Here is a 24620-nt window from a genome sequence, read left to right as displayed (position 1 = left end):
CTATATCATAGCGCGCCATAAAGACTTTATTCATCAAAATAACAAATAAAAGAGTCCTCATGTTAATCAATGCTAAAAATATTCTAGAAAAATTAAATCCACATAATAAAGTAAATTACGATTCTGTATTAAAAGAGGTGATAGCTCATTGGCAATCTAAATCGGTGCGGCCTAAATTATTGATTCATAGTTGCTGTGCACCTTGTAGTACCTATGTTTTAGAGTACTTAGCGCAGTACGCAGATATTACCATTTATTTTGCTAATTCAAACATTCATCCTCGAGTTGAATATGAGCATCGTAGTATGGTACAACAAAAATTTATTGCTGATTTTAATCAAAAAACAGGTAATAACGTACAATTTTTAGAAGCACCTTATCAGCCAGCAGAATTTATTAAGAAAGTTAGCCATTTACGTGATGCTCCAGAAGGTGGTGAGCGTTGTCATATTTGTTACAAAATGCGTTTAGACTTAGCTGCGATTAAAGCCCAAGAATTGGGATTTGATTATTTTGCTAGTGCATTAACGCTTAGTCCTAAAAAAAATAGTCAAAAAATTAATGATCTTGGATTTGAAATTCAAGAGCTTTTTTCAGTAAATTATCTTCCTTCTGATTTTAAAAAGAATAATGGTTATAAGCGTTCGGTTGAACTTTGCAAAGAGTATGATGTATATCGGCAATGTTATTGTGGTTGCATTTTTGCTGCCAAAGCGCAAGGTGTTGATTTAAAAAATGTGATAGCTATCGCTAAGCAAGGATTAGAAAAGGGGATTTAGCTATTTGATTAGATTATTAAAAATAAACTGAAAGTATGATTAGTTCATTAAAGCCCATATGGCTAAATTGAATTAATCATTATATAGTCACAATATTATGGTATAGTTTATAAAAATTAATCGTAGTTATGCATTTATAATAAGGATTAGTCGTGTTGTCGATTTATCAATTAAAACCTAAATTCCAAGCATTTCTTCGACCTTATGCCGATTATCTTTATAGTGCCAATATAACCGCTAATCAGGTAACACTAATGGCGTGTTTTGGATCAATTTTAATCGCTTTTATTGTTGGTCGATTTGCCGCTTATCAATGGATTTTTGGTCTTATTCCAATATGGATGTTTATCCGTATGGCGCTTAATGCTATTGACGGTATGTTAGCAAGAGAATATAACCAAAAATCAAATTTAGGGGCTTATTTGAATGAGATTTGTGATGTGGTTTCGGATTGTGCGTTGCTATTAATCTTTACGCAAATAAATCAAGTCGATACCAGTTTGGTGATAGTCATTGTTTTGTTATCATTTTTAACGGAGTATGTTGGCGTGTTAGGTCTGATGGTTGGTTGCGCTCGACGTTATGATGGACCAATGGGTAAAAGTGATCGTGCTTTTGCGTTTAGTCTAATTAGTTTGGGGATTGCTACCTATTTATTGCCGCTTGATTGGCTCAATATACTATTGTTGCTTATTACCTTTTTGCTATTAATTACTGTGATTAATAGAGTCAGAAAGGGATTACAAGAATCAAAAAATAACAAGGTATAAGTTATGCGTGAACAGCAAGAAAAAACATTTATTAGTCATGATGGCTGTCAATTATTTTACCGTTATTGGCCAGCAGTTGATAGTGACAGCAATGCTAAGCCTTCGCGAGCAATTGTTCTTTTTCATCGTGGTCATGAACACTCTGGGCGAGTTGCTCATCTAGCTGATGAGTTAAATCTACCCAATTATCAAATTTTTGCTTGGGATGCGAGAGGTAATGGGCAATCGGAGGGTGAACGTGGTGATGCTCCTAATTTTGCGACTTTAATTAAAGATGCAAACTGTTTTATTGAGCATATTATGCATGAGTATGATATATGCCAAGAAGATATTGCTATTATAGCCCAAAGTGTAGGGGCGGTTATCGCTTCAGCATGGGTACATGATTATGTGCCAAATATTCGTGCCTTAGTACTTGGTTCGCCAGCTTTTGACATAAAATTATATGTACCATTAGCTGTGCCAGGTTTAAAATTACTGTATAACTTGAAAGGTAACTTTTTTGTTAATAGTTATGTAAAACCTAAATTGCTGACACATGATGCTGAGCGAGCACAATCTTTCACAGAAGATCCATTAATAACACGACCAATATCAGTACGCTTACTTTTGGATTTATATGCAGTGTCCGATCGCATTGTTAAAGATGCAAATGCGATAACGGTACCAACACAGTTATTAGTTTCTGGTTCAGATTATGTCGTTAAGCGTAAACAACAAAAACTGTTTTACAATAATTTAGGTACAGAACAAAAAGAATTTCATATATTACCTGGGTTTTATCATGATACTTTTGGTGAAAAAGATCGTAAATTAGCAATTGATTATGCAAGACGATTTATTATTGGTTGTTTTGCTAATCAACCATGCGTGCCATTATTAACCAATGCTGATTTAATGGGATACACAAGGCAAGAGGCTGATAATTTAACATTGCCGCCATCAGGTTGGATTAAGCCTTTATATTGGCGATTTATTAAAGCTAATTTAAAATATGCGAGTAAACTCTCAGATGGGATCAAACTAGGGTTTGATACTGGATTTGATTCGGGCAGCACACTTGATTATGTTTATCGTAATGAACCATCAGGAACATCAAAACTAGGACGTTTTTTTGATTATATCTATCTTCAATCGATTGGTTGGCGAGGCATTCGGCAACGTAAAGAACATCTTGAAGAACTATTAAAATTAGCTATCAATAAATTACACGAACAGAACCATTCTGTGAATATTGTTGATATAGCAGCAGGGCACGGGCGTTATATTTTAGAAACGGTTAATCAAATTGCCAACAAACCTAATTCTGTATTATTACGAGATTACAGCGATATTAATGTACAAAAAGGCAGAGCATTAATAGAAGAAAAAGGCTTAACGGCTATAGCGCGTTTTGAAAAAGGAGACGCCTTTAATCGACAGCAATTAGCCCAATTGTCACCTAATCCCACATTAGCTGTGGTTTCGGGATTATATGAGCTATTTAGTGATAATCAGATGTTACGTGATTCTTTAGCAGGGCTCGCTGAGTCTATTCCTGAAGGAGGATATTTAATTTATACCAACCAGCCATGGCATCCACAGCTAGAGTTTATTGCAAGAGCTTTAACATCTCATCGAGATGGAAAGCCATGGATTATGCGCAGGCGTACGCAACTGGAAATGGATCAATTGGTTGCATCGGCTGGTTTTAGAAAAATAACCATGCGTATTGATCAATGGGGCATTTTTACAGTATCACTTGCACAACGAATGAAATAATTAGTCATGACTAGCGTAACATGGCGGTTTAATAAGCTGATTACTTATAAATTAATATGGTTAATAAGTTTGACCGTGTTCTTTTTTACTAGCTATAATTTTGCAAACTGGTTTACTTCTACACGTAACGATGTCGGAAGTATCGTTTTTGAATGGGAAAGATCAATTCCTTTATGGCCTTGGTCTATCATACCTTATTGGTCGATAGACTGTATGTATGGGCTTGCAATTTTGCTGGCTAGTTCTTATCGAACACTAAAAATTCTTTGTTTTCGTCTTTTATCTGCTCAGATTATTTGCATAGCTTGCTTTTTGATCTTTCCGCTAAAGTATTCTTTTGAGTGCCCTGTATTAGATGGATTATCGGGGCTATTATTTGATATTTTAATGGGATTTGATAAACCTTTTAATCAAGCACCATCGCTTCATATACCCTTATTGGTTATTTTATGGCAATTTTACGCCCGTTATTTTCGAGGAATATGGCGCTATATTTTGCATATTTGGTGTTTATTGATCGGTTTATCAGTATTAACCACTTGGCAACATCATTTCTTTGACATCCCAACTGGGCTTTGGGTAGGGTGCTTTTGTGTTTGGTTATGGCCAGACAATCATTTATCACCAATAACAAACAATCAATTACCTAAACAATATGTGTGGGGTAGCGCCTATTTTTTACTGTTTTTATTGTCGTTTTGTTCTGCTATCTACTTTTCTTCTTGGGCATTATGGTTATTATGGGTTTCAGGTGTATTTTTGTTGGTTTCCCTCAATTATTTATTATTTGGCGCAGCAGGATTTCAAAAACAGACTAATGGCCACTTTAATTTAGCTGTTACTATTTTATACTTGCCTTATTTTATTATTATGTGGGTTAATTCACGATTATGGACATTTAAAAATAATCCAACGGATTTGATTATTGATAATGTTTATTTAGGTCGTATACCGTCTAATAAGACATTACAAGCCAATCAGTTTACGTCGATTGTAGATCTTTGTGCTGAATTACCAATAGCCCAATTTAATGGCCATTATAAATTGATTCCAGTATTGGATATGACACCACTTACCATGGATGAGTGTCAACAAGCAGCCGAAATTATTGAACAATATCATAAGCAAGGCAAATTATTAGTCTGTTGTGCGTTGGGGTATTCACGCAGTGCTACGGCAATTATTGCTTGGTTATTAATGACCCAAAGAGTAACTAGCTTAAATGAGGCTATAGCTAAGGTAAAATTATATCGTCATAACGTGGTTATTACGGCTAAACAACAATTAATTTTGTCGAATTGGTATGCAAAAATAACATGAAGAGAATAAATATGTTAAATCACGATGATGCAGGAATAGCAACAAAAACAGCAACAGTTAGTCAAACATCATTGGTGACATTTTGTAGTATACTCTCTATCAGCTTGCCTATCGGTATATTTTCGTTACTATTAACCATTATCGCCTTATTTTTTGCGTTGATAACAAGTGGAATGATTAATAGCAGTTTATTATCAACTGTTTTTTATTTTCTGGCCTTTATTATGGGAATAGTGGGTGTTTATTATGCATTACGGATCAAATTTGACAAAAAGTTATTTGATTATTTAGCTACCAGCAATGAATGCTTAATCAATACACTTATTGATTTAGATAATGCATTAATGGACTTTCATTTAATTAAATCTAAGCCATTAGCAACACGAACTATTACCGAGCGTCAACAAGGAACCTTAAAGCTATTTAAACAACAAATCATTATGCTAGTAATACAAATCATGTTGTTAATAGGCGCATGGATCAGTGGCCTTATCCAATTATGTTAACAAGCGTTTAGCTAAAATGTACCATCATATTAAACAAGCAATAAAGGAAAACAACAATGTCTAATTATCAAAAAGATACTTTATTATTGTTTGTTGGTATCGGTATTTTACTTGTGATGGCTTCTATTATTGGTTGGTTGTTAAAAAAACGACTGAATAGCCCTAATAAAGTCATCGATAACCTGAATACTCGCATCAATGCATGGTGGGTGATGGTGGCAATTATTGGTATTGCTTTTTTAATAGGAAAATTAGCTGTTATTTTTTTATTCTTTGTCGCATCAGGCATTGCATTACGCGAATTTCTCAGTTTAACTCCTGTTAATCGTTATGATTTTTATGTCTTGATATTTGCTTATTGTATTGCTTTACCCGTGCAATATATTTTAGTGGCTATATCATGGTATGGATTGTTTAGTATTTTTATTCCTGTTTATGGTTTTTTATTATTAGCGATATTGGCAACAATAACCGGCTCAACAGATAATTTTTTAGCACGAACCGCTGAAGTGCAATGGGGGGTAATGATTACAGTTTATAGTATTTCTTGCGTACCAGCACTATTAACATTACCTATTGATAATTATCAAGATCGTAACCTTTTATTAATTGCTTATTTAGTGTTAGTTGTTGAACTTTCTGATGTATTGCAATACGTATTTGGTAAGTTGTTTGGCAAACGCAAAATTAGCCCGAATTTATCACCATCTAAAACTATTGAAGGATTTATTGGTGGAATATTATCAGCAAGTTTACTAGGTGCTTGCTTATTTTGGATAACCCCTTTTAGCTTTATACAAGCTGGTTTAATTTCACTTATGCTTACGTTACTAGGCTTTCTAGGGGGATTGGTTATGTCAGCCATTAAACGTGATAGAGGTGTAAAAGATTGGGGAAAGCTAATCGGTGGTCATGGTGGTGTGCTTGATCGTCTTGATTCTGTCTGTTTTACTGCACCTATCTTTTTTCACGTTATGCGCTATTTTTGGGTATAACCTTATGTTAACTGTAGATAACCAAGCAGTTTAGATAAATTAAAAAATATACACGTAAAAAAAGAGCAAAACAGTTTAATTTATGATATAAATACAAGTATTGTATTAACATTAAGATAGAAATAAGGACTTTATTATGCTAAAAGAGCAAATGGTAGTTAAAAATTCAACGGGCTTACATGCTCGCCCAGTTACAACACTCGTTAAATTAGCCGGTCGCTATAAATCATCAATTGAGCTTGTTTATAATGACAAAGCAATTAAATTGAAAAGTATGATGGGATTACTTGGTGCTGGTGTTAAAGGTGGCTCAACCGTTGAAATCATTTGTGATGGTGAAGATGAACAAGCAGCAATGGATGAAATTCGTGAATTATTTGCTACTGGTTTTGGTGAGTAATTAACTGAGTTAATCAGACTAACATCAAATACTTCATTATTCCGTCGACTAAGGTCGACGGAATCATTTTTAAAAAAGACGTAACTAAACTTTTAAGTAGACCTATTTAAAAAGATTAAATTAATCTTTAATGATTGAATTCAATTCATTAGGATCAATTGATGGTAATGATTTAGTAAAACATTTAGTTAGATAAAGTAAATAACAGAATCCAAACGCCAACCAAATTAAACCGACGGTCATAGCTGTCGTTTCAAGACTTGTCCATAGCCATAATGAAAGTAAAATACCAATAGTAGGTATTAGACCATATTTTAAAAGCATTGGTACTGTTTTCTTTGCATTTCCGCCTAGGTAGCTTTTAATTACGCATAAATTAACAAAAGTAAATGCAACTAATGCGCCAAAACTAATCATAGAAACAACTAAGCCAAGCTCTAATACTAACGATAGTAATGAAAAACAAGCAACAAAGATAATTGATAAATAAGGCGTTCTAAAGCGCGGATGAATTTTATAGAAGATCTGTTTTGGTAATACTCCTTCACGCCCCATTGCATAAAAGATTCGTGACACACTAGTTTGAGCAGTCATTGCTGAGGCAAAAACACCAGTTACGTAAGCCGCTTGGAAGAAGTTATACATGAACTCTCCACCCAATTGACTAATATCATCAACACGACGCACGACATCCAAACTTGCAGTATCTTTGTTGTCTATAAAATCAGTCCATTCAGGGTAAGCTAAATGCGCACAATACGAAACAATTAAGAATATACATCCAGCAATAAGTACGGTGCATAAAATTGCTTTTGGTAATGATTTTTTAGCGTCATTTGATTCTTCGGCTAGAGTAGCTATTGCATCAAAGCCTAAAAATGCAAGACACAATATAGCCGCGCCAGAAAACAGTCCGCTAAAGTCATCTGTTGTAATCAATAATGGTTTTGCCATTGCTTCAGGTGTTAAATTGACATTATTTAACGTTAATATAACAAATAATACGATGAACACTACTTGAAAAAAGTTCAAAGTAAAATTAACCCAATTGATTAATTTTATTCCAAGATAGTTTAAGATACTGACACTGAAAAGTGATCCTAATACAAAAACATAAGCTGGAATACAATCAAATCGATCGTGTAAATATATACCTAACACTAAATAATTTAATATCGGTAGAAATAGGTAATCAAGAATTTGTGCCCAACCCACCAAAAATCCAACTTTTCCACCAAAAGTACGTTGTACATAGGAATAAGCAGAACCAGCAATGGGCAATTTATTTGCCATTCGGCAATAGCTCAAGGCTGTAAAAAAGATCATTGCAAGGGTGATGATATAGGCTATAGGTAAGTGTCCATTGCTGGCAACAGTGACTTCCCCATAAGTGGTAAAGATCCCCAAAGGAACCATATAAGCTAAACCAAATGCAATTAATGCAGGTGTGGTTAAAACTCGTTTCATTTTTATTGCGGACATGATTAACTTTACTCCTCTGTCCCAAAAAACAATAAAAAACTACTAAGTATAGTTTTGCCTTTTTACCCGCTGAAAGCGGCAAGGAATTCTGCCACATTATAATAATTATGCAAGCTAATTTTTAGTAAAAATTATTAAAGCGTGTAGATTATAAGCTTTAAACCATGTCACTAGTTATTTTAGGTTAATTAAATTCAAATTGCTTGGTTAAAGCTTAAGTTTCAATTTTCATATTTGTGATCGATATCTAATATTTGCTAGGCAAAATCCATGTGAGTGTATATAAATTATTGTATATTAAATTTACAGTATAGAGCGAAAACTAAGCCATTGAGGAAACCTATTATCAAAAAGAGGATCTATCTATGTTATCCATTCCTGTTTTATCGGTTGATTTAACTCGTGATATTGTCAATCAAAAATCAGCAGTGATTAATTTAATGGCTGAAACTAGCCAAGCATATTTAACTGATGTCAAAACCTTTTTTGACGATGTAATGATTCATGAACAAGAAATGGAAACGGATGTGTTGCCAGATGTCGCTTTACCTCACGCTAAAAGCATTGCGGTTAAAATGCCCTTTATAGTTGTTGGAAAATATATTGATGGCATTATTTGGAATAATGGCAACAAAGTAAAATTAGTCATTTTGATTGGTGCACCAGAAAATGCTAATAAAGAACACTTAGCCATTATTGCTAAATTAGCATCTAATCTAGCTGATGATGATTTTATTCAAGATTTACTTAAAATTGATATTCAATCTGTAGCAAATAAGATTCGAGGTCTATATGAATAAAAAGAAGATTGTTGCAATTTGTGCTTGTACAGCAGGCATGGCACATACTTATATTGCTAAACAAAAAATTGAAAATGAAGCGAAGAAGCGTGGCTGGGATTATAAAGTTGAAACTCAAGGTGCGGCAGGTATTGAAAATTCATTAACAGAACAAGATCTTAAACTGGCTGATGTCATTATATTAGCCTCTGATATTTCAATTGAAAATGCCGATAGGCTTGAACCGTATAAAAACATTATTAAAGTTAGTACGGGTGAAGCGGTTAAAAATACTGCCCATATTTTTGATAATGCCGAAATAATGTCAACAAAAGTTGTTAAAGATAGCATTGGAACTGAAATATTTAGAGCATTGAATACCGGTATTAGCAAATTTTTACCTGTAATTATCGCATCGGGAATCCTTTTCTCTATTGTATTAATGACTGGTGATGTGGCTAATGACACTATTTTGCCAAGTAATCAATTTTTTGCGGATTTAAAACAAGTTGCATTATATGGCTTTGCCATGATGGTCCCTGTGTTGGCAGCTTATATGGCTTATTCTATAGGTGGTAATGCCGCTTTAGCGCCGGCATTTATTATGGGATATGTAGTTAATAATCCAATTGGTGTAAATCAAGTCAGTACAGGTTTTATTGGCGCCATGATTTTTGGTATTTTAACTGGTTATTTTGTTAAATGGTTTAAAACAGTTAAAGTGCATCCAGTAATTGCGTCAGTGATGCCCGTGATGATAATACCTACAGTAACTTTATTGGTTATGGCACCCATTTATATTTATGTTTTATCTTATCCTCTTGAGTGGTTTGTTAAAGCAATGGTAGCCGCCTTAAAAGGTATGTCAGAGGTTAACGCGGCATTTTTAGGTATTGGTATAGGCATATTAGCTGCATTGGATATGGGCGGTCCTTGTAGCAAAGCGGCAACCGCGTTTACTTTAGCAGCTATGGCTGAGGGAGTTTATGGTCCAAATGGGGTATTTCGTATGTGCTGTGCTATTCCTCCATTGGGATTGGCGGTATCATCATTAATTGTTTCACGATCAAAATACAGCAAAGAAGAAAAAGAGTTTGGTATTACCGCTTTCTTTTTATCGTTAGCTGGTATTACGGAAGGAGCCATCCCTTTTGCGGCTAAAGATCCAAAACATGTCATTGTTGCCATTGTTATTGGTACTGCAATTGCTGGTATGCTAGGTATGATTAATGGTATTGATTCATTAGTCGCATTTGGTGGTTTAGTTGCGTTAGGCGGGGTGACCAAAGGAGCAATTTGGTATGTAATTGATATGTTTATCGGGGCATTGATTATTGCTGGAATCTTACATTTTACCAAAAAAACTCCGACAAAATCAGAACTGGAAATTGCTCCCGAAGCTGACTAGCTGTTAAATAATTATTAGTGCTACATCACCAATTATTGTTGGTGTAGCAATTTACAATAAAAAAGTTAAATTTAAATTATTCTAGTTTTATTTTTTTATGTTTAATAACGATTTATTATTTAAAGCCTATTGCAAAAAGATTAATGTTATTGATTCCTATTGCTTTAAAAAACTTCAATAAAATCAATGGTTTTTCTGGCTGATTTTTATCGTGATGATTTGTCGTTTTTTCTGATATATCATTTAGTTAGCTTGGCACACTAAAACATGCTTTAAGTTCACGTTTAAGTTAAGGGTAATAACCTAAGATGCTAACATTTAACTGATAACAGGTTGCGGTACTCAATACGATGAGAAATATTGATACATCTATTTGTACTTCACTTACTAGGATAGTTGATGAAGTATACCTGCATTTTCTTACTTAGATTTTATTTTCTATTTTCAGTTCTTTATTTTCTTTTTCTAGGCCTATAGTTTTTGTTGCTCACTGATTAACTTAAGTTTGCTGGTTTTGCCTGCATTGATTTGCCTAATCAAATTATAAATCATTGGTTTACCAATATCTAAATGATTAGCAATTACAGCTAATAAGAGATAGGTATTAGGTAAGGCATAATTAGTTGCCTGTTGTTTTAACTTTGTACTAACTTTTTTGAGCATAATGCGTTTTCATACAGATTGCTTAAAAGATATTGGATAGGCTACACATTAAAGACAAAATAAATGAAAGCCAGCCAACCAGTTACATTTAGGTAACCAGCATCTTTCATAATGTGGATTTGCTTATTTTTAACGAATTGTAATAGGTAAAATAGCTATGTTTAACCAATTGAAAAATATTATGAAAAATTGTATGTTTCAGATAGAGGTTGTTATTTGATTAGTAGGTGGAGGATGTCCACCTACGATGTTGTTTTATATGTTGAATATCTTTGTTATCACATTAGTTTTTTTGATAAACCGTTTTACCACCGACAATAGTTGTTAACACTTGCACATTTTGCATGTCAGTTGCTGGAATGGTAAATGGGTTGCGATCCAAAATAATCAAATCAGCAAATTTACCTTTTTCAATTGAGCCAATATATTCATCTTGCTTTAATACATAGGCGGCATTAATAGTGGCACTACGCAATACTTCAATAGCGGTTAAATTACGATCATTATCTAATCGAGGATGCTCCGTATCGATTTGTCTGGTCATGGCAATTTGGAAATCATACCATTCATTTAATGGATCAATTGGCCAATCACTCCCAAAAGCGCAAGTGACACCAGCATCAATATATTGGCCATGTGCCTCTAAGCCGTTATAACGTTCAAGACCAAATAATGTTCGATACTGCTCAATCATTGCCGTACTACAGCCTGCCCATTGGAATGAAAATACAACACAAGCGTTTAATTGTTTGTATCTAGCAAACTGATGTGATGCGCTTAGTTCATTATGTGCGGTACTTGGGCGAATATCAGCATCAGGTAATGCTTTACGCATTTTTTCAATGGCATCAAGCACGACTTCAATTGCACCTTCACCTACTGTATGCATATGTGGGTGAAATCCCGCTTTTGCTGATTCAAGTATTAAAGCATCTAACATCTCAATTGAGTAATACAGGTCACCATAACGATCTTTTTCATCAGTTAACTGGTATGGCTGAAGCAAGCGTGCTGTCATTAATGGTGCTTGCATTACGCCATCTACAAATAGTTTGGTATGCGATATCTTTATACCGGGCTTAGGTTGCCAGTTTTTATCATCGTAACGAGAAGCAAACTGTTTTACTTTCTCAATGACATTTGGAATATCCGCTATAGACGAAACATCATCTGGCGGCAGTTCACGGGCACCAAATAGACGAATCGAAAGCGTATCTTGTTGTTGTAGTCTTAAAAATGCATCAGCTTGGGTTTCGGTAATGCGCGCATCCATCACTGAAGTAACCCCTTGTTTATTGAGCTCAGCTTGTGACAGTTTTGCGATGTTAACTGCTTGTTCGTCAGTCAGTTTAGAAATGCTGTCAAATGCGCGCATGGCTGGTGCATCTTCTAATATACCATTTAATTCGCCGTCGTCGGTACGACCAATCTTTCCATCTGTTGGTTCTGGCGTGTTTCTATCTAAACCAAATTTTTCTAATGCAATGCTATTGGCAACGAGAGTATGGCAATCGTTTGAGAACAAAATTACGGGTCTTTTCGTATTGAGTCTATCAAGATCAAAACGTGTGATATCTGTGCCAATTGGTAATACCTCTTGTCGTAACCAACCACGAACTTGTAACCAATTATCGTTGTGATTTAGCGAATCTTGATCTAAAGATTGTTGGATAATGGCTAAAGTATCATCAATAGTTAAACTTTGATAATTTAAATTGCAAGATGACAATTGCATCCCTCCCCAAAAAGTGTGTAAATGGGAATCAATAATGCCGGGCATCATCGTTTTGCCTTGCAAATCGTAAATCGTTGTATGATTATCAACATAGTGGCTGTTATTTATTTCTTGGGTTGTGCCAATTGCAATAATATAGCCATTTTCGATTGCAATAGCTTCGCAGATACTATCGTGTTTGTCTGCGGTATAAATATAGCCATTAATATAAATAACATCAGCTTTAGCCATTATGAGTGTTCCTTAAATAAAGATCAAAATGAAAGGTGAACGATAGCAGATTTATAAAAAATTTGTCAAACGTAATAATTTTCTTTATTGTGTGTCGAGATTATGCTACAAATAAACTATATTAGTTACAGCGTCACAAGATGAGTCAATGAAGTATCAGCAATTAGAGAACCTTGAATGCGGTTGGAAGTGGCACTATTTAGTAAAAAGGCACCAAGAAGGTGAGTTAATAACACGTTATATTGAAAAAAGTGCTGCGCAGCATGCGGTCAATGAGTTATTGTTATTAGAACATAATCCAACGGGTGTTGTTGATTGGATAAAAGCGCATTTAAATCCCGATTTAGATAATCGCCTAAAGCAAACCATTCGGGCAAAGCGAAAACGGCATTTTAATGCAGAACAACAAAATACCCGAAAAAAGTCCATAGATTTGGAGTTTTTAGTTTGGCAACGATTGGCTAATTTAGCCAAACGCCGAGGATGCACGTTGTCACAAACCATTACACAACTCCTTGAAGATGCTGAGCAAAAAGATCAATATGCAACGAAAGTATCAACAATTAAAGATGATTTACTATCGCTTCTTGATGTAAAGCTTGATAGTAAATAATATAAACAACAGAATAAAAAGGTTTAATTATGGGAAAATCCCTTGTTATTGTGGAATCACCAGCCAAAGCAAAAACGATTAATAAATATCTTGGCAAAGATTTCGTGGTTAAATCCAGTGTCGGTCATATTCGTGATCTGCCTGTAAGTGGTAGCAGCCAACGAGCTGAAAAATCAACAAAAGACAAAAAAGATAAAACCGAGAAAAAAGTCAAACGTTCCGAAAAACAGATCTTAGTTGATCGAATGAGCGTTGATCCCTATAGCGGTTGGAAAGCTCATTACCAAATTTTACCAGGTAAAGAACGGGTGGTATCAGAATTAAAAAAATTAGCGAAAGATGCTGATATGATCTATCTGGCAACCGATTTGGATAGAGAAGGGGAAGCTATTGCTTGGCATCTTAAAGAGGTTATTGGGGGTGACGATAGTAAATATCGTCGTGTTGTTTTTAACGAAATCACTAAAACAGCGATCAAAAATGCCTTTAATCAGCCTGCAATGCTTGATATGGATCGGGTGAATGCACAACAAGCCCGCCGATTTATGGATCGAGTTGTCGGTTTTATGTTATCACCATTACTTTGGAAAAAAGTGGCAAGAGGTTTATCTGCTGGTCGTGTGCAGTCGGTTGCAGTGCGACTTGTTGTTGAACGTGAACGTGAAATTCATGCTTTTATTCCTGAAGAGTACTGGGATCTTTATGCTGATTTAAATACTGCTAAAAAAGAGCAATTAACATTACAAGTTACGCATTACAAAGATGAAGCGTTTGAGCCAAAAGATAAAGTGGCTATTGATATCGCTTTAGCACAGTTGGATAAAAACCAATATCAAGTTACCCATATTGAAGAAAAACCAACTAAAAGTAATCCAACTGCGCCGTTTATTACTTCAACATTACAACAAGCTGCAAGTACGCGTTTAGGATTTGGTGTTAAAAAGACCATGATGCTAGCGCAACGCTTATATGAGGCTGGTTATATCACTTATATGCGTACTGATTCAACCAATTTGAGTCAAGATGCATTAACCATGGTTCGGGATTACATTGGTAAAAATTTCGGTAATAAATATTTACCTAATTCACCTAATGTATACAGTAGCAAGAAAAACTCGCAAGAAGCACATGAGGCTATTCGCCCATCAGATGTGACTATTCTTGCTGATAATATTAGTGATGTAGAAGTAGATGCTTGTAAATTATACCAACTAATTTGGCGTCAATTTGTGGCTTGTCAAATGACATCGGCGGAATATAATTCAACAACAATTACCGTTAAATCTGGCGATTTTACGTTAAAAGCCAAAGGTCGTACATTGCGTTTTGATGGTTGGACGAAAGTGCAGCCACAACTGGCTAAAAACAATGAAGACAAGATATTACCGCAATTATCGGTAAATGATCAACTTGGCTTAATTAGCTTAACCCCAAATCAACACTTTACTAAACCACCTGCTCGTTATAATGAAGCATCATTAGTCAAAGAACTGGAAAAACGTGAAATTGGTCGTCCATCTACTTATGCAACGATTATTTCAACAATTCAAGATCGAGGATATGTACGTTTAGATCATCGCCGTTTTTATGCTGAAAAAATTGGTGAAATTGTTACCGATAGGCTTAGTGAAAACTTCAATGATCTAATGAGCTATGACTTTACAGCACGCATGGAACATGCATTGGATGAAATTGCTCACAAAAAGCAAGAATGGCGCGAAGTGCTTGACCAATTTTTTAGCGATTTTAGTAAGCATCTTGAAGTGGCTGAACAAGCACCTGATAAAGGTGGAATGCAACTTAATCCATTAGTGTTAACGCCTGAAATTAAATGCCCTAATTGTGCGCGTGAAATGGGAATTAAAACGGCGGGTACAGGGGTATTTTTAGCATGCTCTGGTTATGCATTACCACCAAAGGAGCGTTGTAAGCAAACAATTAATTTAATTCCTGAGCATGAAACACTTAATCTTTTAGAAGAGTCAGAAACCGCGGAAACCGATGCATTAAGAGCATGCAAACGTTGTCCTAAATGCCATACGGCAATGGATAGCTATTTACTTGATAGTGAGCGAAAATTACATATTTGTGGTAATAATCCAATTTGTGATGGTTTTATTGTTGAAAAAGGCAGCTTTAAAGTTAAAAGTTACGAAGGTCCTATTATTGAATGTGAAAAATGTGGTTCTGAGATGCATCTAAAATCAGGGCGTTTCGGCTTATATATGGGCTGTACTAACCCAGATTGTAAAAATACCCGTAAAATTCTAAAAAACGGTGAGGTTGCGCCACCAAAAGAAGATCCGGTTGATCTGCCTGAACTTAAATGTACAAAATCTGATGCGCATTTCGTATTACGTGATGGTGCATCTGGAATCTTTTTAGCCGCGCATAATTTTCCAAAATCAAGAGAAACCAGAGCGCCTTTGATTGAAGAATTGCAACGTTTTAAAGATCGTTTGCCAGAAAAATTTATCTATTTAACGCAAGCGCCAAACAAAGATCCTGATGGTAATCCATCGATTGTTCGTTTTAGTCGTAAAAATAAACAACAATATGTTACTTCTGAAGTGAATGGCAAATCGACAGGGTGGGTGATGCAATACGTGGATGGTAAATGGATAAATACCAAAAAATAGATAATAGTATCTGAATTTTTGTTAAAAAGTTTCAGGAAATTATACGTTTTAGTATGAAAATAGTTATTTTTGTTTGTACTAGAGTGTGAAAGGATTTACCTTACAAAATCACCCTTGCGATCTTATCAACAGGGTGAAACGCATACAGTTGAAGGAGCCTTTGTCATGAAATTGCAACAACTACGTTATATTGTTGAAGTCGTCAATAATGATCTTAACGTATCGTTAACATCCGAAAAACTGTATACCTCTCAACCAGGTATTAGCAAACAAATAAAACTATTAGAAGATGAACTTGGTGTTCAGATATTTACTCGAACAGGTAAACACCTTTCACATGTGACGCCTGTTGGTGAAAAAATTGTTGCGCTTTCCCGAGAAATTGTAAATAAGTCCAACGATATTAAAATTATCGCTAAAGAATTTAGTCAGCCAAATCAAGGTTCGTTAACTATTACCACAACGTATACTCAGGCTCGTTATGCTTTGCCTGTTGTGATTCAACAATTTATGCAACAATACCCGAGCATTATTTTGCATATGGAACAAGGCTCATCAGCACAATGTATTGCACAAGCGCAAGCAGGGCAGGCAGAATTTGCTATTGTAACTGAGATTTCGTCGTTAAGTGATGATATGATTGCTTTACCTTGTTATCATTGGAACCAAGCCATTATTGTGATGAAAGATCACCCGTTAGCGAAACGTAGTCTAATTTCAATTGAAGAACTCTCAAAATATCCGTTAGTCAGTTATGATTTTTCAAATGATGGTTCAGATTTAAATCAAGCTTTTACCCGAGCCCATCAGACTCCGAATATCGTTTTTAGCACAACAGATGCTGATTTAATTAAAACCTATGTGAAATTAGGAGTAGGCGTTGGTATTGTGGCAAAAATGGCTGTAAATAATACCTCAGATGATGATTTGGTCGTACTGAATGCTGGGCATATTTTTCCTTACAGTACCACCTATATTACTTTTGCTCGCTCATTATTTTTACGTAGCTATATGTATGATTTTATCAACCAGTTTTCGTCTCATCTGAATCGACAAACCGTTGATAAACTTATGCTAAGTGAAAATAATAGTGATGTATTAGCAATGTTTAATGGGATAAAATTGCCAGTTTGTTAAGTAAGCCTATTATTTTTTGCTCATTGAAAAGTAACATAAAGCGCGATAGGGATCGCACTTTATTGGTTTTTACTATTTATGCCTTGCTTTTAAAATACCAATGACATCTTGTAAAGATAGATTCTGATCTTGAAGTAAAACTAATAAGTGATAAATGAGATCTGCTGATTCATTTTTTAGCTCTTCACGGTCATGAACAGTTGCTGCAAGAGCCGTTTCGACGCCTTCTTCTCCCACTTTTTGCGCAATACGTTTAGTGCCATCGTGGTAGAGTTTTGCTGTGTATGACGATTTCGGATCGGCATTCTTGCGCGCAGCAAGTAATTGTTCTAACTCAAATAAAAATCCCCACTCAGTTTTAGCACCCACAAAACAACTGTTAGCACCTGTGTGACAAGTTGGTCCTATTGGATCGGCTAAAATAAGCAGGGTGTCATTATCGCAATCGGCAGTGATATTGATTACCTTTAGATAGTTACCAGAAGTTTCACCTTTTGTCCAAATACGTTGTTTAGTTCTTGAATAAAAGGTCACTTTACCACTACTTTGTGTTTGCGTTAATGCTTCTTGATTCATATAACCCAGCATCAAAACATCGCCAGAAATATAATGCTGAATAATAACTGGCATCAAATTATCTACTTTTTGCCAATCTAATTGTTGTGAATTTAATTTCGTATTGCAATTTTGAGTTAACATAATCGAATATCTACTCCATATTGTGCCAAATAGTGTTTTAGTTCAGCAATGTTAATAATTTGCTTATGAAAAACAGATGCAGCCAATGCGCCATCCACTTCAGCTTCGTTAAATGCCTGTAAAAAATGTTGCATAGTGCCTGCGCCACCTGAAGCAATTATAGGAACACGGCATACTTCACGAACTGCTTTAAGTTGAGCAATATCGTACCCATTGCGAACACCGTCTTGATTCATCATGTTAAGCACAATTTCACCAGCACCACGTTTTTGTACCTCTTGTACCCAGTCAAGCGTGTTCCACTTAGTTGCAACTGTACGTTTTTCATCGCCCGTGAATTGGTAAACATGATAATTGTGCGATTCTTGGTCATACCATGTATCAATACCCACTACAATACACTGCACACCATAACAATCGGCAAGTTCAGTAATTAAATGGGGGTTAGCTAATGCGGGCGAATTAATTGAGATTTTATCGGCACCAAAGGTTAATATTTGCCCCGCATCTTCAACTGTTTTTATCCCACCAGCAACACAAAAGGGGATATCAATGACTTCGGCGACTTTTGCCACCCAACTTTTATCAACTACACGGCCGTCTGACGAGGCGGTAATATCATAAAAAACCAGTTCATCAGCCCCTTCTTGTGCATAACGTTTAGCTAAAGGTACAATATCACCAATAATTTCATGATTGCGAAACTGCACGCCTTTAACTACTTGACCATCACGGACATCTAAACAAGGAATTATCCTTTTTGCCAGCATGAAATTGCCTCCTGAACAGTAAATTTTTCTTCAAGTAATGCCCGACCTACAATCACACCAGCAACACCACTGTCTTTAAGTGCTTTGACATCACTTAACTGACCAATGCCACCTGAAGCCTGAAAAGCAATTTGTGGGTATTTTTGGCTGATTTGCTGATACAATTTAACGTTTGATCCGCTAAGTGTGCCATCCTTAGAGATATCAGTGCACAGTACGTGCTTTAAACCGAACGGTAGGTAATCATCAATCACTTGTTCTAAGGTTTGGTTGGAATCTTCTTGCCAACCATGAATAGCAACATGTTTTTCTCCATCAGCATTAATGCGTACATCAAGTGCTAATACCAACCTTTCTGCGCCATATTTTGTAAACCACTGTTTGACTAATTCGGGTTGTTTAATGGCGGTTGAGCCAATAACCACTCGCGCAGCACCCGCTGATAGTAATGTTTGTACATCTTTTTCTGTGCGAATCCCTCCACCAACTTGGATTGGCACTTGTACTGCATTAATCAATGTTTGTATTAACGAAATCTGACGTGCTTTTGGATCTTTTGCGCCAGTTAAGTCCACAAGATGTAATAATTTAGCACCTTGTTTTTCATAATCTTGCAATCGTAAAAGAGGATCATTTCCGTAATCACGTTTTTGTTCATAATCACCTTGATGTAAGCGCACAACTGATCCATCAATTAAATCAAGTGCAGGTATTATTGTGGGCAAAGCAATCATGATTACATCTCCAAAAAGTTTTTGAGTAATGTGGCGCCGGCCAAGCCAGAACGCTCGGGATGAAACTGCACGCCGTAAAAGTTGTCTTTTTGTACGGCAGCGGTAAAGCTTTCGCCGTAACTGGTTTCTGCTATTGTTGCTGAGCATAATGGCATCGCGTATCCATGTACAAAGTAAAAATAAGCATCATCAGGAATATCTCGAAATAGATGATGTCCGGCTTTTGGTTTGACTTGATTCCAACCCATATGTGGTAAAGGTAGTCCACAATCAGGAATTTTTACCACATTTTCAGGAATAATGCCTAGCGTATGCACATGACCTTCATTACTATAATTTGCTAAAAGTTGCATACCAAGGCAGATCCCTAACACAGGTTGGGTACAAACTTTTATCAACTCAATTAAATTGCGTTCTTTTAAATTTTGCATAGCGGCTTTTGCTGAACCAACTCCCGGTAAAAACAGTTTATCAGAGTTAAGTACCACATCAGGCTCAAGACTAATTATTGGCTCATAACCTAATCGTTGCACAGCATATTTAACCGATGAAAGATTAGCACAGCCAGTATCGAGAATGACTATATTCATTTATAATACCCCTTTTGAGCTTGGTAAACGGTCACCGTCAATTTTTATGGCTTGTTTTAAGGTTCGCGCAAAGGCTTTAAACAAACTTTCTACTTTGTGATGATCGTTATCGCCTTCTGTTTCAATATGTAACGTGATACCCATTGCATAGCTCAGAGAGTAAAAGAAATGCTCTACCATTTGTGTGCTCATATCGCCGACTTTTTGGTGAGTAAATTCTGCTTTAAATTTAAGGTACGGCCTACCAGAAATATCTATTGCACATTTAGCTAGGCACTCATCCATAGGAATAACAGAAGCATATCGAGTAATACCTCGCTTATTATTCAGTGCTTTTTTTAGTGCCTCACCTAAAGCAAGTCCTGTATCTTCAATTGTATGGTGATCATCAATATGTAAATCGCCATCGACTTGGATATTGAGTTTAATTCCACCATGGGTAGCAATTTGATCAAGCATATGATCAAAAAAGCCAATCCCTGTATTAATTTGGCTACCACCTTGGCGATCAAGCCAGACCTCGACTAATATCTTGGTTTCTTTGGTATTACGCTCAACTTTAGCATAACGATTAACCTCTGTTAACTGTTGAGCAATTTCATTCCAATTGAGATTTTCAGGATGATAGCGTAATCCTTTTATTTGCATATTTTCAGCAAGTTGAATATCGGTGAGTCTATCACCAATAACATAACTGTTTTGTGTATCTAACTTACCACTGATAAGATAAGGTAAAACTAATTGAATTTTAGGCTTACGGCACTCGCAATTATCCTCAGGAAAATGAGGGCAAATTAGGACATCTTCAAAATTAACACCTTGTGATTTAAAAATTTGCATCATAAGGTTATGTGGGCCATCAAAATCTGCTTGTGGATAGCTACTTGTACCTAGTCCATCTTGATTGGTGACCATGACTAATTTATACCCTGCTGATTGTAGTTTTAACAGAGCAGGGATTACGTTGGGTTCAAAAGCTAATTTGTCAAAACGATCAACCTGAAAATCAATAGGTGGCTCGGTAATTAGTGTGCCATCTCGATCAATAAATAAGTATTTTTGTAACATGATTACTCCTATTTTATCGTTTTGAGTGCTGAAATTACCGCCTCGCATTCAGCTTGAGTGCCAATGGTAATGCGAATCATATTTTGTTGTCCAATTACTTTGCTTTGATCTCGTAAAATAATTCCTTTATTCCATAAGGTGTTAAATACTTCTTTATTATCTTGAAATTTAACACATAAGTAGTTGGATCGACTTGGGTAAACTTTTTCAACAATCGGTAGTTGAGATAATTGGTTGGTAAACTTCTCTTTCTGCTTATTTAAATTGATCACATGCAATTTCATGGTATTAATACCATCTTTACTCAGCGCTTGTGTTGCAATATCGGCCACGGGCGTTGCAAGAGGATAAGGCGCAATGACTTTTTGTAGTGCATCAATCACTGCTTTATTGGCAATAGTAAAACCGCAACGTAATCCTGCTAACGCAAACGCTTTAGATAAGGTACGCAAAATCACTAAGTGTGGATAATTAGCAAGCCAACTAACGACTGATGATTCGGGTGAAAATTCAATATAAGCTTCATCAATGATAACTAATGCACGATCTTTAGCTATATCAAGTAACATCTTAATATCATCAGGATTGATTAAATTACCTGTAGGATTATTAGGTGAGCAGACATAGATCAGTTTTACTTTATCAAGATTTTGTTTTATTCCTTGAAGATCGAGCTGCCAATCTGCTGTTGTTGGAACAGTTTTGGTTTCTATTCCAAGTGTTTCAGCACTAACTTGATACATACCATAAGTTGGCGGGCAATATAAAATACTATCTTGAGTAGGCTCACAAAAAGCACGCATTAATAACTCAATGGCTTCATCTGCTCCTCGGCTCACAATGACTTGTTCTGGCGTAACACCAACATATTGAGCGTAACGGTTGATAACCTTTTCTGGTTGTGGTTCAGGATAACGGTTTAGGCTTTGTTCCTTTAACTCAAAATGCGGTGCAACGGGGAATTCATTGGCATTTAACCACACATCGCCATTACCACCAATTCGACGAGCAGATTGGTATGGCGTTAGTTTTTGTACATTCTTTCTAATAAGTTTATTGATATCCATGTTAATTACCTTATTTATTTTCCGCTTGTAATGCCGCTAAACGGAGTGTTACGGCTTGTTTATGTGCAGTAAGTTGTTCAGCTTCGGCCATAAGCTCAACAGCGTTGCCTATCATTTTTAATCCCTCTGGCGTTAATTTTTGCACGGTCATACGCTTTTGAAAATCAGCAAGTCCAAGACTAGAATATGTTGCGGTATAGCCATAAGTAGGTAGTACATGATTGGTTCCTGATGCGTAATCTCCTGCTGATTCTGGTGACCAATTCCCTAAAAATACTGAGCCAGCACTAGTGATTTTTTCAACTAACTCATCCGCATTAGATGTTTGAATAATCAAATGTTCTGGCCCGTAGCAATTACTGATATTGACACATTCATCTAAATCGCTAGTCACAATTAAACGACTTTCTTGTAAGGCTTTTTCGGCAATGTTTTTGCGCGATAGATTGGCTAGTTGTTTATCAACTTCGATCGATACTGTTTGAGCTATTTTCTCATCTGGCGTTAACAAAACGACTTGCGAATCTGGACCATGTTCCGCTTGTGATAAAAGATCGGCGGCAATAAAAGCAGGATTTGCCGAACTATCAGCAATGACCAGCACCTCAGAAGGGCCAGCAGGCATGTCAATAGCAGCACCATCTAAACTCTGGCTTACTTGACGTTTCGCTTCGGTGACATACGCATTACCAGGTCCAAAGATTTTAGCCACTTTAGGTACCGATTCTGTACCAAATGCCATAGCAGCGATAGCTTGAGCTCCTCCGAGTTGATAAATTTCAGTCACTCCACAAAGTTCAGCTGCATATAATATTTCATCAGCAATCGGAGGCGGAGAACATAAGATTACTTTATGGCAACCCGCAATTTTAGCAGGGGTCGCAAGCATTAATACGGTTGATAATAAAGGTGCTGAACCACCTGGAATATAAAGTCCAACAGAATCAATTGGGCGAGTTACTTGTTGGCATTTTATTCCTGGCATTGTTTCAACCGTAATGGTTTGTTGGATTTGCGCTTGGTGAAACTTCTTAATATTAGCAACGGCAAGTTGCATAGCTTGTTTTAATTCAGGGTTAACTCGACTGGTTGCCAATTTGACTTCATCTTGAGTTAGTTTAATTTGCTTAATTTGAACTTTATCATACTTGCTACTAAGCGCTTTTAATGCTTGATCCCCATTTTGTTTAACTTGTGCCAAAATGTCAGCCACTGCTTTGCTAATTGATTCAGAAGAGCTAATTGCCGGTCGAGTTAATAATGTTGCTTGTTGTTCATTAGTACATTGTTGCCAATAAGAGAGTTTCATATTTTTACTCCATCATTTTTTCAATTGGTAATACAAGAATTGAGCTTGCTCCTAACGCTTTTAGTTTTTCCATGGTTTCCCAAAAGAGCGATTCAGTGCTGACCATATGTAATGCCACTCGATTTTGTTCACCAGTTAACGGTAAAATGGTTGGATTTTCAGCGCCAGGGAGTAAAGCAACAACATCATCTAAAACCGCAGTTGGCGCGTGTAACATAATATACTTTGATTCTCGAGCTTGGATCACTCCTTGAATTCGAGTCATAATTTTATCTATTAATGCTTGTTTGATTGTAGACATTTCACCTTGTCGTTGAATTAGACAGGCCCTTGATTGATAAATGACTTCTATCTCTTTAAGTCCGTTTGCTTCAAGTGTTGCTCCACTGGAAACTAAATCACAAATCACATCAGCAAGCCCAGCTCGTGGCGCAACTTCGACCGAACCATTAAGTAAACAGGTTTTAAAAGTCACATTATATTGAGCAAGATAGCGACGTAGTAGGTGAGGGTAAGTTGTGGCAATTCGCAAATCATTTAAACATTCAGGTCCCGTATAATCAAAATCACGAGGCGCTGCAATCGACAAACGGCAACCACCAAAATCTAAATTGCGCAATTTTTTAAATTGTGGATTTTCTCCTTCTGCTTGTCTATCTAAGACTTCTTCTTCTAGTACATTTTCGCCAACAATACCAATATCGACAACACCATCAATAACCAGCCCAGGTATGTCATCATCACGAACTCGTAAGATATCAATTGGCATATTTTCAGCAAAGGCAATTAAGCGTTGTTCTTGAAGATTTATTTTAATGCCACATTGAGCCAGTAACTTTTTTGACTCATCGCTTAAACGACCTGATTTTTGCATCGCAATGCGTAAACGCGAATTATCTAACATAATATTCTCCCATCTATCCAAAAAATTTATAAATTACAAACAAAAAACCCCCGGAAGTTTGATCTTCCGAGGGTTTTCTATTTGCTTTTGCGATATCACCGGAAGATCAACGTCTTCCAGCACCAATCGCCCGAAGACTATTCAGGAATGATGGTGATGATGATGTTTAGTGATAAAATTAGTTACAAAAACGCAAAAACAAATCATAAAATAATAACCTTTAACTGAGTTAATAATTAAAGCTATTGAACAAAATATAAC

General features: G+C 36.0%; 23 protein-coding genes and 1 other annotated feature. Of the genes, 12 read left to right on the top strand and 11 right to left on the bottom strand.

The window, feature by feature from the left end; translation table 11 throughout:
- Nucleotides 1–59 precede the first annotated feature (59 nt).
- The 7 genes from A9G28_RS12005 (at nucleotide 60) to A9G28_RS11975 (ending at nucleotide 6531) form a co-directional block, all read left to right on the top strand.
- Nucleotides 60–779, top strand: coding sequence for an epoxyqueuosine reductase QueH (locus A9G28_RS12005; protein WP_065566245.1), 720 nt, complete (start codon nucleotides 60–62; stop codon nucleotides 777–779).
- 152 nt (nucleotides 780–931) lie between these two features.
- Nucleotides 932–1549, top strand: a complete 618-nt coding sequence (locus tag A9G28_RS12000; protein WP_065580816.1) for a CDP-alcohol phosphatidyltransferase family protein — start codon at nucleotides 932–934, stop codon at nucleotides 1547–1549.
- A gap of 3 nt (nucleotides 1550–1552) precedes the next feature.
- Nucleotides 1553–3310 carry a bifunctional alpha/beta hydrolase/class I SAM-dependent methyltransferase gene (locus A9G28_RS11995; RefSeq protein ID WP_065580815.1) on the top strand — a complete coding sequence of 586 codons (1758 nt, stop codon included), beginning with the start codon at nucleotides 1553–1555 and terminating at the stop codon, nucleotides 3308–3310.
- A 6-nt stretch (nucleotides 3311–3316) separates the two neighbouring features.
- Nucleotides 3317–4630: a phosphatase PAP2/dual specificity phosphatase family protein gene (locus A9G28_RS11990; RefSeq protein ID WP_065580814.1), complete on the top strand. Its 1314-nt coding sequence runs from the start codon at nucleotides 3317–3319 to the stop codon at nucleotides 4628–4630.
- 11 nt (nucleotides 4631–4641) lie between these two features.
- Complete coding sequence (locus tag A9G28_RS11985) at nucleotides 4642–5136, top strand: hypothetical protein (RefSeq protein WP_065580813.1); 495 nt, start codon at nucleotides 4642–4644, stop codon at nucleotides 5134–5136.
- Between the two features lie 56 nt (nucleotides 5137–5192).
- Nucleotides 5193–6131, top strand: coding sequence for a phosphatidate cytidylyltransferase (locus A9G28_RS11980; RefSeq protein WP_065580812.1), 939 nt, complete (start codon nucleotides 5193–5195; stop codon nucleotides 6129–6131).
- 136 nt (nucleotides 6132–6267) lie between these two features.
- On the top strand, nucleotides 6268–6531 hold the full coding sequence (locus tag A9G28_RS11975) for an HPr family phosphocarrier protein (RefSeq protein ID WP_034913021.1): 264 nt from the start codon (nucleotides 6268–6270) through the stop codon (nucleotides 6529–6531).
- A gap of 120 nt (nucleotides 6532–6651) precedes the next feature.
- Here the strand turns inward: A9G28_RS11975 and A9G28_RS11970 are convergent, their stop codons facing one another.
- Nucleotides 6652–8013 carry an APC family permease gene (locus tag A9G28_RS11970; RefSeq protein ID WP_065580811.1) on the bottom strand — a complete coding sequence of 454 codons (1362 nt, stop codon included), beginning with the start codon at nucleotides 8011–8013 and terminating at the stop codon, nucleotides 6652–6654.
- 365 nt (nucleotides 8014–8378) lie between these two features.
- Between A9G28_RS11970 and A9G28_RS11965 the strand changes: the two genes are divergently transcribed.
- Both A9G28_RS11965 and A9G28_RS11960 read left to right on the top strand, forming a co-directional pair.
- Nucleotides 8379–8813: a PTS sugar transporter subunit IIA gene (locus tag A9G28_RS11965; RefSeq protein WP_065580810.1), complete on the top strand. Its 435-nt coding sequence runs from the start codon at nucleotides 8379–8381 to the stop codon at nucleotides 8811–8813.
- Entirely contained in the window at nucleotides 8806–10200 is a 1395-nt protein-coding gene (locus A9G28_RS11960; protein WP_065580809.1) for a PTS fructose transporter subunit IIC, read from the top strand. Before A9G28_RS11965 ends, A9G28_RS11960 begins: the two co-directional genes overlap by 8 nt.
- A gap of 471 nt (nucleotides 10201–10671) precedes the next feature.
- Here the strand turns inward: A9G28_RS11960 and A9G28_RS11955 are convergent, their stop codons facing one another.
- Nucleotides 10672–10863, bottom strand: coding sequence for a hypothetical protein (locus tag A9G28_RS11955; protein ID WP_065580808.1), 192 nt, complete (start codon nucleotides 10861–10863; stop codon nucleotides 10672–10674).
- Nucleotides 10864–11146: 283 nt separating this feature from the next.
- The gene (locus A9G28_RS11950; RefSeq protein ID WP_065580807.1) at nucleotides 11147–12829 is read right to left on the bottom strand and encodes an amidohydrolase; all 1683 of its coding nucleotides are present in this window, start codon (nucleotides 12827–12829) and stop codon (nucleotides 11147–11149) included.
- A 148-nt stretch (nucleotides 12830–12977) separates the two neighbouring features.
- Here A9G28_RS11950 and matP point away from each other — a divergent pair, with 148 nt between their 5' ends.
- The 3 genes from matP to cysB all read left to right on the top strand — a co-directional run bounded on the left by matP (nucleotide 12978) and on the right by cysB (nucleotide 17218).
- Entirely contained in the window at nucleotides 12978–13442 is a 465-nt protein-coding gene (matP, locus tag A9G28_RS11945; protein ID WP_065566256.1) for a macrodomain Ter protein MatP, read from the top strand.
- 29 nt (nucleotides 13443–13471) lie between these two features.
- Nucleotides 13472–16081: a type I DNA topoisomerase gene (gene topA, locus A9G28_RS11940; RefSeq protein ID WP_065580806.1), complete on the top strand. Its 2610-nt coding sequence runs from the start codon at nucleotides 13472–13474 to the stop codon at nucleotides 16079–16081.
- A gap of 165 nt (nucleotides 16082–16246) precedes the next feature.
- Nucleotides 16247–17218 (top strand): HTH-type transcriptional regulator CysB, encoded by a 972-nt coding sequence (cysB, locus tag A9G28_RS11935; RefSeq protein WP_065580805.1) that lies wholly within the window; start codon nucleotides 16247–16249, stop codon nucleotides 17216–17218.
- A gap of 72 nt (nucleotides 17219–17290) precedes the next feature.
- On the opposite strand, the gene hisIE is transcribed toward cysB, so the two are convergent.
- Genes hisIE through hisG form a run of 8 tightly spaced genes read right to left on the bottom strand, consistent with a single transcriptional unit; the run spans nucleotide 17291 to nucleotide 24359 of the window.
- Nucleotides 17291–17917 carry a bifunctional phosphoribosyl-AMP cyclohydrolase/phosphoribosyl-ATP diphosphatase HisIE gene (gene hisIE / locus A9G28_RS11930; protein ID WP_065580804.1) on the bottom strand — a complete coding sequence of 209 codons (627 nt, stop codon included), beginning with the start codon at nucleotides 17915–17917 and terminating at the stop codon, nucleotides 17291–17293.
- Nucleotides 17911–18687 (bottom strand): imidazole glycerol phosphate synthase subunit HisF, encoded by a 777-nt coding sequence (gene hisF / locus A9G28_RS11925; protein WP_065580803.1) that lies wholly within the window; start codon nucleotides 18685–18687, stop codon nucleotides 17911–17913. Before hisF ends, hisIE begins: the two co-directional genes overlap by 7 nt.
- Complete coding sequence (gene hisA / locus A9G28_RS11920; RefSeq protein ID WP_065580802.1) at nucleotides 18669–19421, bottom strand: 1-(5-phosphoribosyl)-5-[(5-phosphoribosylamino)methylideneamino]imidazole-4-carboxamide isomerase; 753 nt, start codon at nucleotides 19419–19421, stop codon at nucleotides 18669–18671. Before hisA ends, hisF begins: the two co-directional genes overlap by 19 nt.
- A 2-nt stretch (nucleotides 19422–19423) precedes the next feature.
- Nucleotides 19424–20011, bottom strand: a complete 588-nt coding sequence (hisH, locus tag A9G28_RS11915) for an imidazole glycerol phosphate synthase subunit HisH (protein WP_065566262.1) — start codon at nucleotides 20009–20011, stop codon at nucleotides 19424–19426.
- A complete protein-coding gene (gene hisB, locus A9G28_RS11910; RefSeq protein WP_065580801.1) occupies nucleotides 20012–21079 on the bottom strand; it encodes a bifunctional histidinol-phosphatase/imidazoleglycerol-phosphate dehydratase HisB in 1068 nt (355 codons plus the stop codon).
- A gap of 8 nt (nucleotides 21080–21087) precedes the next feature.
- Nucleotides 21088–22146 carry a histidinol-phosphate transaminase gene (gene hisC / locus A9G28_RS11905; RefSeq protein WP_176702153.1) on the bottom strand — a complete coding sequence of 353 codons (1059 nt, stop codon included), beginning with the start codon at nucleotides 22144–22146 and terminating at the stop codon, nucleotides 21088–21090.
- Between the two features lie 10 nt (nucleotides 22147–22156).
- Nucleotides 22157–23455: a histidinol dehydrogenase gene (hisD, locus tag A9G28_RS11900; RefSeq protein WP_065580799.1), complete on the bottom strand. Its 1299-nt coding sequence runs from the start codon at nucleotides 23453–23455 to the stop codon at nucleotides 22157–22159.
- Nucleotides 23456–23459: 4 nt separating this feature from the next.
- Complete coding sequence (hisG, locus tag A9G28_RS11895; protein ID WP_065580798.1) at nucleotides 23460–24359, bottom strand: ATP phosphoribosyltransferase; 900 nt, start codon at nucleotides 24357–24359, stop codon at nucleotides 23460–23462.
- A gap of 38 nt (nucleotides 24360–24397) precedes the next feature.
- Nucleotides 24398–24522 (bottom strand) — a sequence feature (His leader region).
- Between the last annotated feature and the right edge of the window lie 98 nt (nucleotides 24523–24620).

The organism is Gilliamella sp. Fer1-1 (genome assembly GCF_001690825.1).
Taxonomy (GTDB): domain Bacteria; phylum Pseudomonadota; class Gammaproteobacteria; order Enterobacterales; family Orbaceae; genus Gilliamella; species Gilliamella apicola_C.
Note: the sequence above shows the minus strand (reverse complement) of the source record. Positions and strands in the feature narration are given on the sequence as shown.